General features: G+C 44.3%; 15 protein-coding genes. 9 read left to right on the forward strand and 6 right to left on the reverse strand.

Annotation, left to right across the window (positions count from 1 at the left end; all coding sequences use genetic code 11):
• From QZ998_RS07330 to QZ998_RS07350, 5 genes are all read right to left on the reverse strand, one after another.
• Positions 1–348: sugar phosphate nucleotidyltransferase (locus tag QZ998_RS07330; RefSeq protein ID WP_296559302.1), on the reverse strand; the 348-nt coding region annotated here is incomplete at its 3' end.
• A gap of 12 nt (positions 349–360) precedes the next feature.
• A complete protein-coding gene (locus QZ998_RS07335) occupies positions 361–2,787 on the reverse strand; it encodes a glycogen/starch/alpha-glucan phosphorylase (RefSeq protein WP_296559304.1) in 2,427 nt (808 codons plus the stop codon).
• An 85-nt stretch (positions 2,788–2,872) separates the two neighbouring features.
• The gene (gene glgB / locus QZ998_RS07340) at positions 2,873–4,783 is read right to left on the reverse strand and encodes a 1,4-alpha-glucan branching protein GlgB (RefSeq protein WP_296559306.1); all 1,911 of its coding nucleotides are present in this window, start codon (positions 4,781–4,783) and stop codon (positions 2,873–2,875) included.
• A gap of 137 nt (positions 4,784–4,920) precedes the next feature.
• Complete coding sequence (locus QZ998_RS07345) at positions 4,921–5,775, reverse strand: YhjD/YihY/BrkB family envelope integrity protein (RefSeq protein ID WP_296559309.1); 855 nt, start codon at positions 5,773–5,775, stop codon at positions 4,921–4,923.
• Positions 5,756–6,622: a YhjD/YihY/BrkB family envelope integrity protein gene (locus tag QZ998_RS07350; RefSeq protein WP_296559311.1), complete on the reverse strand. Its 867-nt coding sequence runs from the start codon at positions 6,620–6,622 to the stop codon at positions 5,756–5,758. Before QZ998_RS07350 ends, QZ998_RS07345 begins: the two co-directional genes overlap by 20 nt.
• Positions 6,623–6,831: 209 nt before the next feature.
• Between QZ998_RS07350 and QZ998_RS07355 the strand changes: the two genes are divergently transcribed.
• Positions 6,832–8,754 carry an aconitate hydratase gene (locus tag QZ998_RS07355; protein ID WP_296559314.1) on the forward strand — a complete coding sequence of 641 codons (1,923 nt, stop codon included), beginning with the start codon at positions 6,832–6,834 and terminating at the stop codon, positions 8,752–8,754.
• 101 nt (positions 8,755–8,855) lie between these two features.
• Positions 8,856–9,536, forward strand: coding sequence for a TIGR00266 family protein (locus tag QZ998_RS07360; protein ID WP_296559316.1), 681 nt, complete (start codon positions 8,856–8,858; stop codon positions 9,534–9,536).
• Positions 9,537–9,624: 88 nt separating this feature from the next.
• Here the strand turns inward: QZ998_RS07360 and QZ998_RS07365 are convergent, their stop codons facing one another.
• Entirely contained in the window at positions 9,625–10,512 is an 888-nt protein-coding gene (locus tag QZ998_RS07365; protein WP_296559317.1) for a DegV family protein, read from the reverse strand.
• A 239-nt stretch (positions 10,513–10,751) separates the two neighbouring features.
• On the opposite strand from QZ998_RS07365, the gene QZ998_RS07370 reads away from it, so the two are divergent.
• From QZ998_RS07370 to QZ998_RS07400, 7 genes are all read left to right on the forward strand, one after another.
• Positions 10,752–12,893, forward strand: coding sequence for a Tex family protein (locus QZ998_RS07370; protein ID WP_366512408.1), 2,142 nt, complete (start codon positions 10,752–10,754; stop codon positions 12,891–12,893).
• Positions 12,894–12,992: 99 nt separating this feature from the next.
• On the forward strand, positions 12,993–13,478 hold the full coding sequence (locus tag QZ998_RS07375) for a CarD family transcriptional regulator (protein ID WP_296559321.1): 486 nt from the start codon (positions 12,993–12,995) through the stop codon (positions 13,476–13,478).
• An 88-nt stretch (positions 13,479–13,566) separates the two neighbouring features.
• Positions 13,567–14,679 carry a PIN domain-containing protein gene (locus tag QZ998_RS07380; protein WP_296559362.1) on the forward strand — a complete coding sequence of 371 codons (1,113 nt, stop codon included), beginning with the start codon at positions 13,567–13,569 and terminating at the stop codon, positions 14,677–14,679.
• Between the two features lie 252 nt (positions 14,680–14,931).
• Entirely contained in the window at positions 14,932–16,332 is a 1,401-nt protein-coding gene (locus tag QZ998_RS07385; RefSeq protein ID WP_296559323.1) for an RsmF rRNA methyltransferase first C-terminal domain-containing protein, read from the forward strand.
• 11 nt (positions 16,333–16,343) lie between these two features.
• Positions 16,344–16,748, forward strand: a complete 405-nt coding sequence (locus QZ998_RS07390) for a DapH/DapD/GlmU-related protein (RefSeq protein ID WP_296559324.1) — start codon at positions 16,344–16,346, stop codon at positions 16,746–16,748.
• A gap of 7 nt (positions 16,749–16,755) precedes the next feature.
• Complete coding sequence (locus QZ998_RS07395; RefSeq protein ID WP_296559326.1) at positions 16,756–17,247, forward strand: DUF523 domain-containing protein; 492 nt, start codon at positions 16,756–16,758, stop codon at positions 17,245–17,247.
• Between the two features lie 95 nt (positions 17,248–17,342).
• The gene (locus tag QZ998_RS07400; RefSeq protein ID WP_296559328.1) at positions 17,343–18,395 is read left to right on the forward strand and encodes a D-alanine--D-alanine ligase family protein; all 1,053 of its coding nucleotides are present in this window, start codon (positions 17,343–17,345) and stop codon (positions 18,393–18,395) included.
• Positions 18,396–18,477 lie beyond the last annotated feature (82 nt).

Below are 18,477 nucleotides of genomic sequence, written 5' to 3' on the forward strand. Positions count from 1 at the left end.
AAAGCGGTCAATGAAGTCGAGGTTCTGATAAATGGCATCAGCGGTACCTGAATACCATCGGCCGCCTTTCTGACCCATATAGGGCGGCAGGATATGGACACCGCCCTGGATCTGATCGAGCGCCCAGGCCGATCCGTCGCCAATATAATTATTGAGAATATAGGGACGATACTGGGTCAGCACCCCCACCACATCAATGTCCGAATTCATACAATTACTTAGCGGAAAATCAATGATCCGATATTTCCCGCCAAATAAAACCGCTGGTTTGGCGTTATTAAAGGTTAGGGAGCCTAAACGACTCCCCTGACCTCCCGCCAGGAGCATTGCCACACATTCAGTATTCATAGTGAAACCTCCTTAAATGATTTTCCAGATTTTCCGTTGATAGTCTGCAATTGAACGATCGCTTGAGAAAACACCGGAATTTGCTACGTTGCTGATGGACATCTTTGTCCAAATGTTGGGGTTACGGAAGAGATGATCGACCTGATTCTGAGCATCAGTATAGGCATTGAAGTCTTTTAAGACAAAATAGCCATCGTTGTACAAGAGCAGCGAATCATAGATGGCCTGGAAGCTGAGTCCATGTCCCAGGGTTCCGTCGATCAGCTGGCCAAGCACCTGCTGAATCCGGGGATCCTGCTCAAAGATATCAACCGATCGATAACCGCCATGTTTCTGATAGTGATGAACCTCGTCGGCCGACAGGCCAAAGGTGACAATGTTACTGGGACCAACGGCGTCGAGAATTTCGATATTGGCACCGTCCATGGTTCCCAGGGTAATGGCTCCGTTCATCATAAATTTCATGTTCCCGGTTCCCGATGCTTCTTTTCCGGCGGTCGAAATCTGCTCTGAGATATTGGCGGCCGGATAGATGATCTCGGCCAGTGAAACATTGAAATTGGCCAGGAAAACAACTTTTAGTTTGTCATCGAGGGTCGGATCGTTGTTAACCAGCTCGGCAATGGCGGTAATCAGTTTGATGACTTCTTTGGCGTAGTAATAGCCGGGGGCGGCTTTGCCGGCAAAGATAAAGGTGCGGGGTGCCATCTCCAGGTTGGGGTTTTCTTTAAGTCGATTATAGAGATAAAGGACATGGAGGGCGTTTAGCAATTGCCGTTTATACTCATGGATCCGCTTGACCTGGATATCAAAGATCGAGTCGGGATTGACTTTCACATCATTATGGCTGGCCATATAATTGGCCAGTCGAACCTTATTTGACAACTTGACGGCTTCAAACTTTTCATAAAAAACCGGATCATTGATAAAATTGAGTAGTTTTTTTAGATCGAACAGGTTATGATCCCAATCGGGTCCGATCGATTCATTAATCAGCTCTTTTAGCTGGGGATTGCTGTTCATCAGAAAGCGTCGCGGTGAAACCCCATTGGTTACGGAATAAAAGCGCTGCGGGAAGACCTGGTAAAAGCCGTTAAAGGTTTCTTCCCGAAGGATCTTGCTGTGGAGCGAAGCCACCCCATTGATGGAATGACTCGAGACAATCGCCAGGCTGGCCATATGGACATAATTGTCCCGGATAATCGCAAGGCTATGGTTGCGATCCAGATCATGAGGAAACTCGCTATCCAGTTCTAACTGAAAACGGCGGTTAATTTCTTCAATGATCATATAAATCCGCGGCAGTAAATCCTTCATCATATCGACCGGCCATTTTTCGAGCGCTTCCGGCAACACCGTATGGTTGGTAAAGCTTAACGCGTCGACGGTGATTTTCCAGGATTCTTCCCAACCTAAACCTTCTTCATCCATCAGCACCCGCATCAGTTCCGGGCCGCACAGCGCCGGGTGGGTATCGTTAATATGAATACAAATCTTATCACTGAAACCGTCCATAGAGTTATTATTGGATCGCTTAAAATCAACAATAATCCGCTTGAGCCCGGCGCAGACAAAAAAGTACTCTTGTTTGAGCCGTAGCAGCTTGCCATCAAAGCCATTGTCATTGGGATAGAGGATCTGGCTAATCGCTTCAGCTTCTGATTTATGTCGAACAGCGTTTAAAAAATGGCCCTGATTAAAAGAGGGCAGATCAAAGGCTTCGAGCGGCTCGGCACTCCACAGCCGCAAGGAGTTTACGGTTTCGTTGCGATACCCTTTAACCGGAATATCGTAGGGAACGGCCATAATGGCTTCATAATTTTCGTGGACAAAGGTCAGGTTGCCATTGATGTTTTCAGAATGAATCTGGCCGTAGTATTTGATAATAACTGACTTATCGGGATTACGGATTTCAAAAGGATAGCCATTTTTAAGCCAGTTATCAGCTACTTCAATCTGCTCACCATTGATAATCCGTTGCTCAAACAGGCCGTATTTATAACGGATACCGTTGCCGTGGGCAGGCATTCCCATCGCCGAAGAGGAATCCAGATAGCAGGCCATTAAGCGACCCAGGCCACCGTTGCCTAGGCCCGGATCGGATTCCTGGGCAAGAATGGCCTCATAATCCAGCCCCATTTCGGCCGAGCATTCCTGAACCAGATCTTCAACCCCTAAATTACTGAGGTAGGACTTCATCAGCCGTCCGATTAAGAATTCAATTGAAAAAAAGTAGACCTGCTTGGCTTCGTTTTTGTTATAGAGGGTGTTGGTTTTTGCCCATTGGGAGGTGATGCTTTCCATTACCATTTCAGCTAAGGCCTGGTATTGATTCAGCAGTGAGGCATCGGCCAGACAGTTTCCCGAAACCTCTTCAATTTTTTTGGTAAAGGTGGCCTTATAGGTGGCCTTTATTTTTTCGCGTTCTGAAGAATTCATGTTAGTTCCTTTCAACTAATGCTAGTTTAATAAAGCGTTATATAGATTTTTGTATCGATTTTTAAGTAATCATAGCAGTGCGGGGTTATTTTTTAGGTTTTGATTTTTTAGCTGGTTCCGGTTTGCTCTTGACGCTTGACCGGGGAACAATACCTTTTAGGACAATTACTGAAGAGGGCGGAATATTGATCGAAACTGAATAGTCCTGGCCATGGAGGGGAAGGGTCTGAGCCTTCATGGTTTTTTTCATTTTAAAACCACTGCCGCCATAGCTGCTGTCATCGGAATTAAAGGCCAGCCGGTAGTTGCCTTCGGCAGGAACACCAATCTGATAATCATTATAGGTAAGTGGACAGAAGTTGATGATAGTGATCAAGGTATCTTTCTCCTCAGTACCCAGGCGTTTAAAAATCAGAATACTTTGTTCGCTGTTGTTTGGTTCCAGCCATTCAAAGCCACCCCAGCTATGGTCATCGACCCAGAGGGCTTTTTCTTTAAGATAAAATTTATTGAGATCTTTAATATAGGTGTGAATCTCCCGATGTTTTTGATAATCCAGCAAAAACCATTCCAGTGCTTCGTCGACCCGCCATTCCAGGAAGGGGGCAAATTCATTGCCCATAAAGGACAATTTCTTTCCCGGGTGGGTCATTAAATAGCCGAAAAGAATCCGGAACTGATCAAATTTTAGATTATAATCGCCAAACATCTTATCGAGGATGGTTCGTTTGCTGTGAACCACCTCGTCATGAGACAGCGGCAAGATAAAATTTTCATTAAAGGCGTAAGCCATCGAAAAGGTTAGCAGATTATGGAAGCGATTGCGAAACATTGGATCGGTTTTCATATAATCCAGGGTATCGTGCATCCAGCCCATGTCCCATTTGAGATTAAAGCCAAGACCGCCCTTATCGACCGGCCAGGTGACCATCGGATAGGAGGTGGAATCCTCGGCTGACATAATCGCAAAGGGAAAATCTCTAAAAATAATCGTATTCAGTTCCCGCAGGAAGGACAGCGCTTCTAATCGATCGGTACCGCCCTCGGTATTGCTAAAGGGTTGACCGTCCAGACCATGGTTAAGTTCAATCATGCTGGCTACCCCATCGATACGCAGGCCATCGATGTGGTAGCGGTCAAACCAGAAGTGGGCATTGGAGATCAAAAAATCAAGGACTTCGGGTTTGCCATAATCAAAGACCATTGTGCCCCATTGCTGATGTTCGGAAAACTCGTATTGACTGGTGCCGTCAAAATGCCGCAGCCCCTGAGCATCCTTGCAGAAATGACCGGGTACCCAATCCAGAATCACACCAATGCCGGCCTGGTGGCAGCAATCGATGAAATACATCAATCCCTGGGGATCGCCATAGCGGCTGGTAGCGGCGTAATAGCCGGTCAGCTGATAACCCCAGGAACCGTCAAAGGGATGTTCCATGATCGGCATCAGTTCAATATGGGTATAATGCATCTCGACCAGATAGGGAACCAGCTGTTCGGCCAGTTCATGGTAGCTGAGATATTCTCCTTTTTCATTGCGTTTCCAACTGCCCAAATGGGCTTCGTAAATATTAATCGGCATTTTTAGCCAATTGATTTCGTTTCTTTTTTTGCACCAGCTTTCATCTTGCCAGTCATAACCATCAAGTTCCCAAATAATGGAGGCGGTGTTAGGCTTAACCTCACTATAAAAACCGTAAGGGTCAGCTTTATAGACCAGTTCACCATCCTGTTGCTGTACCGCATATTTGTAAAGTAGTCCCTGAGATAGTTCCGGGATAAATAGTTCCCAGACCCCAGCGCTGCCTGAAACTGGTTTCATGGGGTGATTATGGATGTTCCAGTCATTGAAATCGCCGACAACGGAAATACCCTGGGCATTGGGAGCCCAGACCCGAAAGGTGACCCCATTTTCATTGAGGTGGGCACCAAAATAGTGGTAGCTGAGAAAGCGCCTGTTATTGGTTAACGCTGTATGGTTATCGATTTTTTTCATGATATATGTGTCCTTTCAATTTGGTTGGAGAAATCGTGCTGATACAACTAACATTTTATCACAATCTGTTAAGATTGATAGTGCATCTTTTTAAACAAAGTAAAATCTTTTTAACAATTTCACCCAAATTGCAATAATTATGGCTTAAATGAAAATTCTTTGTCCTGATATAAAGACCAGTACAGATTGATCTTTCCACCCAGATTAAGAATTACACAAATAAAGTAGATCGCCACCATCAGGGCAAAAAGTCCGCCCAGACTGCCGTAGAGGGTGCTGTATTTTGTGGAATGGTTGACAAATAAGGTGAAAACACGAAAAGCAATATTAAGTCCCAGGGTGGCAAAAAGCGCACCGGGAAGACCGTTTTTAAATTTCAAGGGTTGGGCTGGAGCCATCACGTAGATCATATTAAAAATTAAGGTTGAAATGATCCATGAAAAAATAATGGCAAAAAAGCTCAGGATCGGATAATAATATGTATATAGCCCAATTTGCGTAAAAATAACAGCACCGACATCAGCACTGAAGAGATAAGCCAGGGCAATTAATAAAATCGCCAGAGCAAACAGGATCGTAAACAAAAACGAATAAAGCCAGATTGTCGTTAAGGTTCGGGTCTCGATCCTGCCATAAGTTTGGTTGATACCAATCATAATGGCTCTAGCAGCCAGGGATGAAAAGAAAAAGGCGATCACAATCAGGCTGTACTGGGAACCGGAAACCTGACTGATGATACTGTTTAATAAACCCGTCACATAGTCATAGGAAAGATTGGGCAAAAAGGTTTTTAAAATTTCGTAAAGATAGGATTCAAAAGGCTTAATAAAATTTCCGATAAAAGAAATCAGAAAAAGCAGCAAGGGAAAAAAAGCCAGCAACAGATAAAAAGACATCTGGGTACAGATTCCGGAAAAATCAGTCGCCTCAAAATCTTCCCTCAGGAAGAAGAGCAGTTTGACAATTTTCGAACTAAGCAACTGTTTGATCATTTTTGCCCTCCGGCGATATTTTTTTCGATAATGATTGCTCAGCCGCGTAAAGATTGGTGACGCCCCCCAGGGTAAGGGTAAAACAGATCAGGTAGACCACAAAAAACAGTGAGAAGGGTCCCTGAAGATTAAAGAAAAAGGTGTTGATATCAAGAGTCGAGCTGGCAAACAGCGCATATAAAAAGAGGATGATAAACCAGCTGATGCTAACAAAAAAACCGCCGGGCAGGGCTTCGAAAAAGCCGAGATGTTTTTTAGGAGCAAACATATAGATCAGGGTAAAAATAAGAGTCGGTACGATGATCACATAAATCAGTGTAAAAAGGATGATAAAAACGGCAAAAAAATCAGTTAAATTTAAGGCGCTAAAAATAAAGGCGAGCAGTTTCTCCCCGAAAAGATAGAAAAAAACCGTAAAAAAGATAAGCAGCAGAAATAAGACCAAATAAAGAAGCGCTTGGATCCAGAGCGCGATGAGTCCCCGGGTTTCTTCCTGTTCGAAGATTCGGTTCAAAGAAGTGATCAGCGAAAACATCGCTGAAACTGAGACGTACAAAATAAAGAAACCAAGGATCAGGTTGGTTCCCCATGAAAAAGAAATGGTGCTGGCATTTTCCATGGCCAGATTAACATAGTCCATAATCGATTGGGGCAGTATTTTTGAAAGCACAAAAATCAGAGTCGCATTGACACTCGCAGAAAACCAGTTAATAAAATTATAAAGCAACATCAAAAAAGGAATGAAGGCGGCCAGAGTCCGATAGGACATCTGGGCGGAAAGATTGATGATATTGTTTTTTCTACCCTGGACATATAAAAAGCGGCTAAAGCATTTAAGAAAAACCATGATTTCCTCCACACCCACTGTCAACGGTTGAGGTGATTGAAGCTCAGTATAACATAGTTTCGATTTAAATTGAAGCAGAAGCAGTCAAGTAAAAAAATGGAAAATTGGAAAAAAAGATGCTATAATAAAAAGATATGATTTTTTAGAACAAGCAAATACACACCAAAAAAACAGAAAAATAGTAGTTTGGAAAGGAAATAGTAAATTAAATGGGAAAAACAATAACAGAAAAGATAATCGCGGCACACCTGGTAGTGGGAGAAATGATAAAAGGTCAAGAAATCGGGATTCGGATCGACCAAACCCTGACCCAGGATTCCACCGGAACGATGGCCTATTTGCAGTTTGAAGCGATGGAGGTACCGCGGGTTAAAACAAAAAAATCGCTGGCCTATATTGATCACAACATGCTCCAGGAAGGGCCGGAAAACATGGACGATCACCGCTATATCCAAAGTGTCGCCAAAAAACACGGGGTCTATTATTCAAAACCGGGTAATGGCATTTGCCACCAGGTGCAGATTGAACGCTTTGGGGTACCAGGTGACACCCTATTAGGATCAGACAGCCATACCCCCACCGGCGGCGGTATCGGCATGCTGGCCATTGGTGCTGGCGGTCTGGATGTGGCTGTGGCGATGGCCGGAGACCCTTACTATATCACCATGCCTAAGGTCGTTAAGGTCGAATTAACCGGCAAGCTGCGTACCGGGGTATCATCCAAGGATGTCATTTTAGAAGTGCTCCGTCAATGTACGGTAAAAGGCGGCGTTAACAAGGTTTTTGAATACACCGGAGACGGGGTCAAAACCCTGACAGTTCCCGAACGGGCGACCATTACCAATATGGGTGCCGAGCTGGGAGCAACCACCTCGGTTTTCCCATCTGATGAAATGACCAAATTATTTTTGGAGGCTCAAGGCCGCGGCACCGATTACCTTGAGCTGTTGGCCGATGCTGATGCTGTCTATGACGAAGTAGTCAAGGTTGATATGGATGTCTTAGAACCATTAACCGCCTGCCCCCACAGTCCTGACAAGGTGGTGAAAATTTCGGATATTGAAGGTCTGGCAGTCAATCAGGTGGCGATCGGTAGTTGTACCAATTCATCCTGGCTTGATCTGATGAAGGTTGCCGCCATCGTTAAAGGCAAAACCGTGGCTGAAAATGTCTCCCTGGTGATTGCTCCAGGATCAAAACAGGTCTTAACGATGCTGGCTGAAAACGGCGCTTTGGCTGATCTGCTAAACGCTGGCGCCCGGGTGCTGGAATGCGGCTGCGGTCCCTGTATTGGGATGGGTCAGGCACCTTCCACCGATGCGGTTTCGCTACGTACCTTTAATCGGAACTTCTTTGGTCGATCGGGAACCCCCTCGGCCGATGTCTACCTGTTAAGCCCGGAAGCAGCGGCGATATCGGCGCTGGAAGGGGTACTTACCAATCCCTTAGGCAAGATCAATCTGCCGGAAATTGCGATGCCAGAAAACTTTTTACAAAACGATACGATGGTGATCGCACCAGCCCCAGAAGGCACTGAAGTAGCAGTCATCAAAGGGCCAAACATCAAACCCTTCCCGGCTACCAAACCACTTAAAGATACGGTCGCTGGCAAGGCCTTGATAGTAGTCGAAGATAATATCACGACCGATCATATTATGCCGTCAAACGCCAAACTGCTGCCCTATCGGTCTAACATTCCCTACCTGTCAAACTATTGCCTGGCACCCTGCGATGCCGAGTTTCCCCAGCGGGCGCTAGACAATGGCGGTGGCTTTATTGTCGGCGGCTCCAACTACGGCCAGGGTTCTAGCCGCGAGCATGCGGCACTGGCGCCGGTTTATCTGGGTATCAAAGGGGTGGCAGTTAAATCCTTTGCCCGGATTCATAAAAACAATTTGATCAATAATGGGATACTGCCGCTGGTATTTGAAAATGAAGCCGATTATGATACCATTTCCCTAAATGATGAACTGATCATTGAAAATGCCCTGGATGCGGTTAAATCCGGTCAGGCCAAGCTGGTCAATAAAAGCAAAGGGTTAACCTATGTGATGTTGTTGGAAGTTTCGCAGCGGCAAAAAGAAATGCTGCTGGCCGGCGGACTGATCAATCTGATCAAATTAAAAAAATAATCTGAAAAATAATCAAATACAATAAAATAAATCGCCAATTTCGGGGTAAATATCCACTAATTGGCGATTTTTGTATCTTAACACAAATTGAGGAGGAGAAAATGAATTTTGAAATCAAGGGAGGCAATCTCCCGGTGGTAACGGTGACGCTAAACAGTGGCGAATCGATGTTTACCGAGTCTGGTGGGATGTCCTGGATGACTGAAAATATTCGCATGGAAACCAACACCAAAGGTGGGCTGATGAAGGGGTTGCGACGGACACTCGCCGGGGATTCGCTGTTTATGACCACTTATACGGCAGAACAGAATAATTCTCAAATTTCTTTTTGTTCCAGTTATCCCGGTGAAATCAAAGCTTTGACCTTACAAAAAGGGCAATCGATTATCTGTCAAAAGAGTAGTTTTCTGGCGGGCGTATCGACCCTGGATGTGGACATGTACTTTAAAAAAAATATTGGGGTCGGCTTTTTTGGTGGGGAAGGCTTTATCTTGCAAAAACTATCGGGACCGGGAACGGCCTTTGTCGAGATGGATGGCGCGATGATGGAATATGATCTGGCTCCTGGTGAAGTGATGAAAATTGATCAGGGCCATATTGGGATGTTTGAAGAATCAGTGAGTTTTGACATTCAGGCTGTCAAGGGCATGAAAAATATCTTTTTGAGCGGGGAAGGATTATTCCTGGCAACCTTAAAAGGACCGGGAAAGGTCTGGCTGCAAACCATGCCACTAAGCCGACTAGTACAGCTAGTGGCCTCAAGCTTGCCACCAAGAGGCTAGCACATTTGGTTAAATAAATAAGCGCCTTTACCAATACGTGTATTCGGTAAGGCGCTTTATTTCTGATGTTAGATAGAGCAACAGTATTTCAGGGGAGTACATTGACATAATTATCCGGTAGCTGATCAAAAAACATGATGCCCAGACAATTGGTGCCAATATGAACGGTCAGGGTAGAACCGGCTTTTTCAGGCAGTAAAAAATTTTTGATTCCCAGTTCTTTTTCGAAATATTTTCTGGCTTTTTCCTGGAGATCCGGGGCGGTGCTTTGGATCATCCCGAGGATTTGTTCGCGATTGGTCATTTTTTCTTCGATAATGGCGAACAGCGTCTTTAAGGCTTTTTTCTGACCGCGGATTTTTTCATAAACGAGTATCTCACCATCTTTAAAGTAGAGGATTGGGACGATTTTTAGCATATCGCCAAGCATCGCCGCATTGCGGCTGATCCGGCCGCCCTGAGCCAGCCATTTGATGTCTCCGACCATAAAAAAGATTTGCGCGTGCTGCGCCAGAAAGGTCATCGTTTCGACAATTTCCTCGTAGGTACGGTTAAGCTTGTTTAGTTTTAGACCCTGATAAAGAATCAAGGCCGAACCGGTGGTCGCAGAAAGCGAATCAACGATCGATACCTTGCGCTCGGGATATTGCTCCAGTAAATCCTGAGCCAGCAGTCGAGCGGTCTGGTAGGTGCCCGAAAGCTTTGAAGAAAGCACCAGATAAATCACATCATCACCATTTTTAAGATGTTTTTCAATCGTGTTGGTAATATCCAGAGGTTGAATCTGAGCCGTTTTAGGAAAGAGTTTGCTGTTACTATTGACAAAGTCAACCACCATTTCGGGGGTGATATTGATGCCATCAAAATAGGTTTTATCGTCAAGGGTTACCGGAAAGGGTAATATATCAAAATCATAGCGATTTAAGATGTCGCTGTTGGTATCACACATGGAATCCACAATAAATTTTATAGCCATTAAAGTGATGCTCCTTTTCATTTTAGTAGAAAATATTTTACCATGAACCGCGTCTTTTTACAATCACTCTCGCCGTCAGCCTTAAGGATCATCGCGGTTTTGCTGGAAGGTTTGCTGGAAGGTTTGTGATTATATCAAAAAAATGTTAAACTAATCTTTGGAAAATAAAAGCAAAGTGTTTATTTTATTAAAGTAAGAATTATTAAGCAAGAATCATAAAGTAAGAAATGGAGAAATTTGTGGAACAGATAATCAAGCAACTCGCAAAAGAATTTTCAATACGCCCTGAGCAGGTCGAAGATACCATCAATTTAATCGATGGCGGGAATACCATTCCCTTTATCGCCCGTTACCGAAAAGAGGTCACCGGGAATTTAAGCGATGCCCTGTTAAGGGATCTGGATGTGCGTTTAACATATTTAAGAAAACTGGAAAAACGGAAAGAAGAGGTTACTGCTAGTATTGAAGAACAGGGCAAGCTGACCCCGGAACTTAAAAGCGCCATTTTAAAAAGCCAAACCCTTCAGGAGGTGGAAGACCTCTACCTGCCCTATAAGCAAAAAAAGAAAACCCGGGCATCGGTGGCCAGAGAAAAGGGGCTAGAGCCATTGGCGCTGCAAATCATCGAACAGCAATTGAGCGAAGCCGAACTGGGTGAAGCGGCGCTAAACTATATTGACGCTGAAAAAGAAATCAGTACCGCCGAAGAAGCGCTGCAATTCGCGATGGACATTATTGCCGAAATTATTTCGGACAACGGCAGCTATCGGGGCGTGATCCGGAAGTGCACCTACGATAAGGGGCAGATTAAGTCCACGGTGGTTAAAGGTAAAGAGGAGGAAAATTCCGAACTGGAAATGTACTTTGATCATACCGAAGCCATTAAGGCGATCAAGGATCACCGGATTTTAGCGCTTAACCGGGGTGAGAAGAAAAAAGCCCTGTCGGTTAAATTATTGGCACCAACCGAAGAAATTGACGCTTATTTAAAAAAAGAACTGCTAAAAGCCAAGCCCTCAAGCTATTTGCTAAAAGCCCTTGGAGATAGCTATAGCCGGCTGATCGCACCAGCCATTGAGCGAGAAATCCGAACCGCCTTAAAAGAGCGGGCTGAAGAAGGGGCGATTAAGATGTTTGCCCTTAACCTAAAAAAATTGCTGCTGCAGCCACCCTTTAAAGAAAAGGTTACGATGGGATTTGACCCAGCCTTTCGAACCGGATGCAAGATTGCCATTCTCGATAAGGTCGGAAAGGTGCTGGATTATACCACCATTTATCCAACCTTTGGCAAGGGTCAGGCGGAGAAAGCCGAAAAAGAATTGCTGGAACTAATTGAACGCCATCAGGTTGATATTATCGCGATTGGCAACGGCACGGCTTCGCGGGAGTCGGAACAGTTTGTCGCTGAAACGATTAAAAAAACCAAGCTGCCGGTGCAATATATCGTCGTCAATGAGGCCGGCGCTTCGGTTTATTCGGCATCGGAACTGGGAACCGAAGAATATCCGGACATCAATGTTTCGATCCGTGGGGCAATTTCCATTGGCGGGCGACTTCAAGATCCGCTGTCAGAACTGGTAAAAATTGATCCCAAGCACATCGGGGTCGGCCAGTATCAGCATGACGTCAATCAGAAAGAGCTGGAGCGGGTGCTCGAAGCAACCGTCGAGGATGCCGTTAATAACGTTGGTGTCAATGTCAATCGCGCTTCGGTGGCACTGCTAAAATACGTGGCCGGCGTCAATAAAACGATTGCTACGAATATTATGGATTATCGTAACAGCGTGGGCTCGATTAAGAGCAGAAAAGAACTGATGAAGATTAAAGGTCTGGGCGCCAAAGCCTATGAACAATGCGCCGGTTTTCTGCGGATTGATGACGGGGATAACATTCTCGATAATACCGGGGTTCACCCGGAGGCCTATAAAAGTGTCGAAAAACTCCTAAAACTCAAAAACATCAAAAAAGAACAATTGGGAAACCGCGAACAGCAGGACTTGTTTAACGACCTGAATTATTCAGAAATGGCGACGCAGCTTGAAATCGGTATACCAACCCTTTACGATATTGTCAAGGAACTAAAAAAACCGGGCCGCGATCCCCGGGAAAATGCGCCCAAGCCCCATTTACGATCTGACGTCCTATCAATGAGTGATCTGGCGGTGGGAATGGAACTGATTGGCACCGTCCGAAACGTCATCGATTTTGGCGCCTTTGTCGATATCGGCGTTCATCAGGATGGCTTGGTGCATATCTCGCAAATCACCGATCGTTATATCAAACACCCTTCAGAGGCAGTTTCCCTGGGGGATGTCGTAACCGTTAAGGTGCTGGCTGTGGATTTGAAACGAAAACGGATCAGTTTGACCATGATTATCTAAATAAATATTGACAGCAGGATAAGTTTTTTATAAAATAAAAGGCTTATTCTTTTTTTATATGTTATAATGGGAAGAGAATCGATGATAGGAGTGGTTGAAATGTATAAAATTGGGGATAAAATTGTTTATCCGATGCACGGAGCGGGTATCATTGAAGCAATCGAAGAACGAGAAATATTTGAAGAAACAAAACCTTACTACATCATGCAGATCGTATCCGAGGGTTTGCAGATTTTAATTCCCGTTGATAAAGTTGATGATATTGGGGTAAGAACCATTGTGACCCAGCCGGTAATTGATGAGATGATCGAAATACTGAAATTACCAATGGACGTGATGGAAAAAAACTGGAACAGGCGCTATCGTGAACATCTGGAGCGTTTAAAAACCGGTGATATTTTTGAAGTAGCTAAGGTTGTTAAAAATCTTATCTTATTGGATCGCTTAAAAGGCCTCTCAACCGGAGAAAAGAAAATGTTGAATAATGCCAGAAATTTCATCGTCAGCGAAATGGTTTTGATTCAAGATAAAGATAAAGAAGAAATCTTAGATTTGATCAATAGTTCGGTACACAGCGAGGCGTGAATTTCACGCCTTTTGTTGTATGTAATAGTGTAATCTTAAGAATTAGGTGCTATAATTACAAGGTATATTATGAAAGGAGGTGAAGATGGTGATACAAAAGATACTTAGGGTATCATTTGGGATTGTTGGAATTCTGGTAGGGATGGCTCTGGCCAATGTATTGGTTACCAATACGTGGATTTTGAGAGGTCTGGAGATAAACTTGACTCCAGAATTGGAAGTTATCTTATATGCGGCTCTGATTGTTCTATTTGGACTTATTTTTTTCATTCTATTTCCGCTGATGCTCAAAGGCGTTAAAAAGCTGTCAAAAGTTGTTGAGACCAGCATGGAAAATGTCCGACTCATTGACATTGGTCTGGGCATCGGTGGTCTGGTGATCGGTCTGGTGATTGCCATGTTGATCAGTTTTGCATTTTCGCAGATTCCCATTCCCTGGATTGGTGGCCTGCTAACCATCACGATATATATCGTTTTGGGTTATATTGGTTTTTCCTTGCCGATCAAAAAACGCGAAGACATCCTCCAGGCTTTTCAGATTGACAAGCGCGAGAAGGATGTCAATGTACCAGTTGGCCAAAAGCGGCCGGCCAAGAAAAGAGGGGCAGCCATTCCCAAATTGCTGGATACCAGCGTGATCATTGATGGACGGATCTTTGATATTTGCAAAACCGGTTTTATTGAAGGCCCACTGGTGATTCCGGTATTTGTGCTGAACGAATTGCAGCTGATTTCAGACTCATCCGATGAACTCAAACGAAATCGGGGACGTCGCGGTTTGGATATTTTAAACAAGATCCAGACCGATCTGGACATCGAAGTGCAAATTACCGAAGAGGATTTTGAAGATACCCATGAGGTCGACTCAAAATTGGTAAAGCTGGGAAAATCGACCAAAGGTAAAATTCTGACTAATGATTATAATCTGAACAAGGTTGCCACCGTTCAAGGGGTCGATGTGCTCAATATCAATGAGTTAGCCAACGCCGTCAAGCCGATTGTTTTACCCGGCGAAGAGATGAAGGTTCTGCTGGTAAAAGGTGGAAAAGAAAACGGCCAGGCCGTTGCCTATTTAGATGACGGAACGATGATTGTGGTTGAAAATGGTAAAAAATATATCGGCACGACCACCGCGGTTATTGTAACTAGTATTCTGCAAACCGCAGCCGGACGGATGATTTTTGCAAAGCCCAAAAAATAGTGAACGGCAATCATAAATTCGAATAAAGAATTCGAATAAAGAATTAGAATAAAAAAATAAAATTAAAAGCTTGAATAGAAGCCTTGCTAAAAACACCAATCTTAGGTTGGTGTTTTTATTTCGACGTTTTTTGACAAATTTATTGTAATTAAGATGGCCTTTACGTATAATAAAATGAGTATTGTTAATAGTCGGGGCAGTTCCTGTGACGGCTTTGCTGGAAATAATTAGTGATAAGAAAATGGGGATCATATGGAATTACCTGAAGCGTTTAAGGAAAAAATGAAAAAGTTGATGGGGGAATCCTATCAGAGCTTGCTCGACTCCTATGATCAACCGGAAAGCAAAGGTATCCGGACCAATACATTAAAGCTGGAGCCGGATGAATTGGCTGATAAATTACCCTTTGAAACCCAGGCTGTGAATTGGTGCAAAGAAGGGTTTTATATTGATCATACGGTGCGGCCGGGCAAAAACCCCTACTATTACGCTGGTCTTTATTATGTGCAGGAACCGACGGCGATGGCGGCGGTTGAAGTGCTTGATCCAAAACCTGGGGATTGGGTATTGGACCTTTGTGCGGCACCAGGCGGAAAATCGACTCAAATTGGCGCCAGGCTTCAAGGGATAGGACTGCTGGTGGCCAATGAGCTGGTTAATTCGCGGGCTGGGATCCTGTCTACTAATATCGAACGGATGGGGATGGCCAATGCGATTGTCACCAATGAATTTCCCGAGCGGCTGGTGGATTCTTTTTACGAAAGCTTTGATAAGATATTAGTCGATGCGCCCTGCTCCGGCGAGGGGATGTTTCGCAAAGACCCGGGAGCCCTGGCCGACTGGAGTCTGGAACGGGTTGACCGCTGTATGGGCAAGCAGGAGAAAATATTAGAAAGCGCCCATCGTTTGTTAAAACCGGGCGGAGTACTGGTTTATTCAACCTGTACCTTTTCGCCAGAAGAAAATGAACAGATAATCGAAGCCTTTATTGAGAAATACCCCTACACCCTGCAAACCATAGAGTTACCTGGGATTACCGATCACGGCCGGGTTGACTGGACCCGGAAGCAGCAGCAGGACATTACTAAAACCCTGCGGATTATGCCGATGACCGTCAAAGGGGAAGGACATTTTATTGCCAAACTGATAAAATCGGAAGGCATCGCCGAAGCGATTGATGTCAAACAGGGATATCCTAAATCACGGTTAAAAAAGGCCACCCGAACCGACTTGCAAGACTATCGCGATTTTGCCAAAAACAATCTGCAAGCAGAATTTTATCAGAAAATTGAAGATCGTCTTTATCTCTTGGGTGACCACCTCTATGCCATTCCGGCAGCTATCGAGCTGGAGCGGATTGCCAATTTAAAGCTCTTGCGTACCGGCCTTGATCTGGGAACCTTTAAGAAAAATCGTTTTGAACCGAGCTATGCGCTGGCAATGGCACTGAAATTATCCCAGGCTAAGAATAGCGTTGACTTAAACGATGAAGACCTGGCCTATCAGTATCTAAAAGGCGAGGCCTTGAATTTACAAGCCCCAAAAGGCTGGGTTCTGGTCGGTTATGATGGCTATCCTTTGGGGTTTGGAAAAGCCAGTGAGGGTTTGATTAAGAATCATTATCCCAAGGGGCTGAGAATCAGGAAAAAATAGGAGAAAAATGGATGAGTGACCAGGTGAAAGGAACAAAGATTCATCCCAGTGCGGTGATTTCAAAAGATGTCATAATCGGAAATGAAACCACAATTGGAGCTGGAGCAATCATTGGAGACGGGGTCATCATCAGCGAAAATTGTCAGGTTGGCACCGGGGTGATCATTGAAGCAGGAAGCAGAATTGAAGACAATTGCGTTTTAGAAGCAGGGGTAATTATTGGCAGTCAGGTAACCCTGGGTAAGAATAGCAAAATCGGGATTGGTGCCCGGATTACCAATGGGGTAACGATCGGATCCGATTCGGTGATAAGAATTGGTGAAATCATCTTAAAAGATATGATCTATAAAATGGTTTTTAAACGGGGCGCCTGGATTTATCGGGAAGATAGTTTAAATTGTAAAAACGAAGAGTGAGGGAAAAATGAATCAGAAAGATTTTACTTGTTTAAAAGAGGCTTTGGAAAAGAAAAAGAAGATATTGGTTTCTAGCTGTTTGTTGGGAATGAAGATCAACTATGAGGGAAAGGCTCACCCAGTCGATGCCTTGCGACAACTCTTTCTTCAGGGACAGGCGATACCGATCTGTCCGGAAGTGCTGGCAAGTCTACCGATTCCACGGGATCCTTGTGAAATAGTCGTGGTCAATGGGGAACGGAAAGTGTATAATGATAAGCAAGATGACTTTACGGAGCCTTATACTCTTGGTGCTCAGCGAACCCTCGATACAGCCCGGACATCGGGGGCAAAAATTGCGATCATGAAAAGCAACAGTCCATCCTGTGGCTGTGGGAAGATTTATGATGGAACCTTCAGTGGGAATTTGGTTGATGGGGACGGCATCACGGTGGCCTTATTAAAAGAAAACGGCATTCGTGTCATCACTGAAGAAGATTTCCTGGAGTGTCTGAAATAATCAGGCTTTTGCGAAGTAATTCCTAAAGCCTGCGGCAGATTGTTATGTTTTAAAATCATAGCAATGAGATCTCAAGAGAAAAGTGAGGAATAGAAATGAAAAAAAAACTCAATATCGGAGTGGTTTTTGGAGGACAGTCGGGCGAGCATGAGGTTTCAAGGGTTTCTGCGTACAATATTTTGGGTGTCATCGACCGGGATAAGTATGATGTTATAACCATCGGCATCTCAAAAAAGGGAAAATGGTTTTTATACGCAGGTGATGCCGAAAAAATTAAAGATGGCTCCTGGGAACAGGATCAGGCCAACTTGACAGCCGACTTTTCAATCTTTGCCCATCCGGAAATATTAAAGATTGACGTTTTTTTTCCAGTTCTTCATGGCCCAATGGGAGAAGATGGCACCATCCAGGGCGTTTTTGAAATGCTGAATAAACCCTATGTGGGGTGTGGTGTTTTAAGTTCTGCGGTAGGCATGGATAAGGTTTTTTCTAAGATTATGTTCCAAAGCGTGGGAATCCCCACCGGGAAGTACATTTATTTCCGTGAAAATGACTGGAATCGAGATCCTGATGCTAAAACTGTTGAGATCGAAAGTGAACTGGGTTATCCGATTTTTGTTAAGCCAGCAAACATGGGCTCCAGCGTCGGCATCACCAAAGCCCATGACCGAACCGAACTCGTCATTGCGATTAAAGAAGCCTTAGTTTACGATAATAAACTGATTTTAGAAGACTTTGTCAAAGGTAGAGAAATTGAATGTGCGGTTCTTGAAGTCGGGGACCTTATTCGGGCTTCAATTCCCGGTGAGGTCATCCCTTCAAAAGAGTTTTATGATTATGAGGCCAAATACTCAGCCACCGAAGACTCCAAGGTCGTCATTCCTGCTGATCTGTCCCCGGAAGTTACAGAAAAAGTCAGAGATTACGCCATCAAAGCCTTTGAAGCCATTGAAGGTTCTGGGTTAACCCGGGTGGATTTTTTTGTTACCGAAGATGACCGTATTTTAATTAATGAAGTAAACACCCTGCCAGGATTTACAAATATCAGCATGTACCCAAAAATGTGGGAAGCTACCGGAATTGGGTATATAGAACTTGTAGACCTGATTATTGCGTCAGCAAAGCGGAAACGCACCACGATAAGCTAGTTCGTTTGGTTTCTTTATGATGCGTAATCCTAATAAAAACTTAAGAGGATAATTTTTCTTGATAAAAAACCCCATCAATGGT

This window comes from uncultured Acetobacterium sp. (assembly GCF_927416815.1).
Lineage (GTDB): Bacteria > Bacillota > Clostridia > Eubacteriales > Eubacteriaceae > Acetobacterium.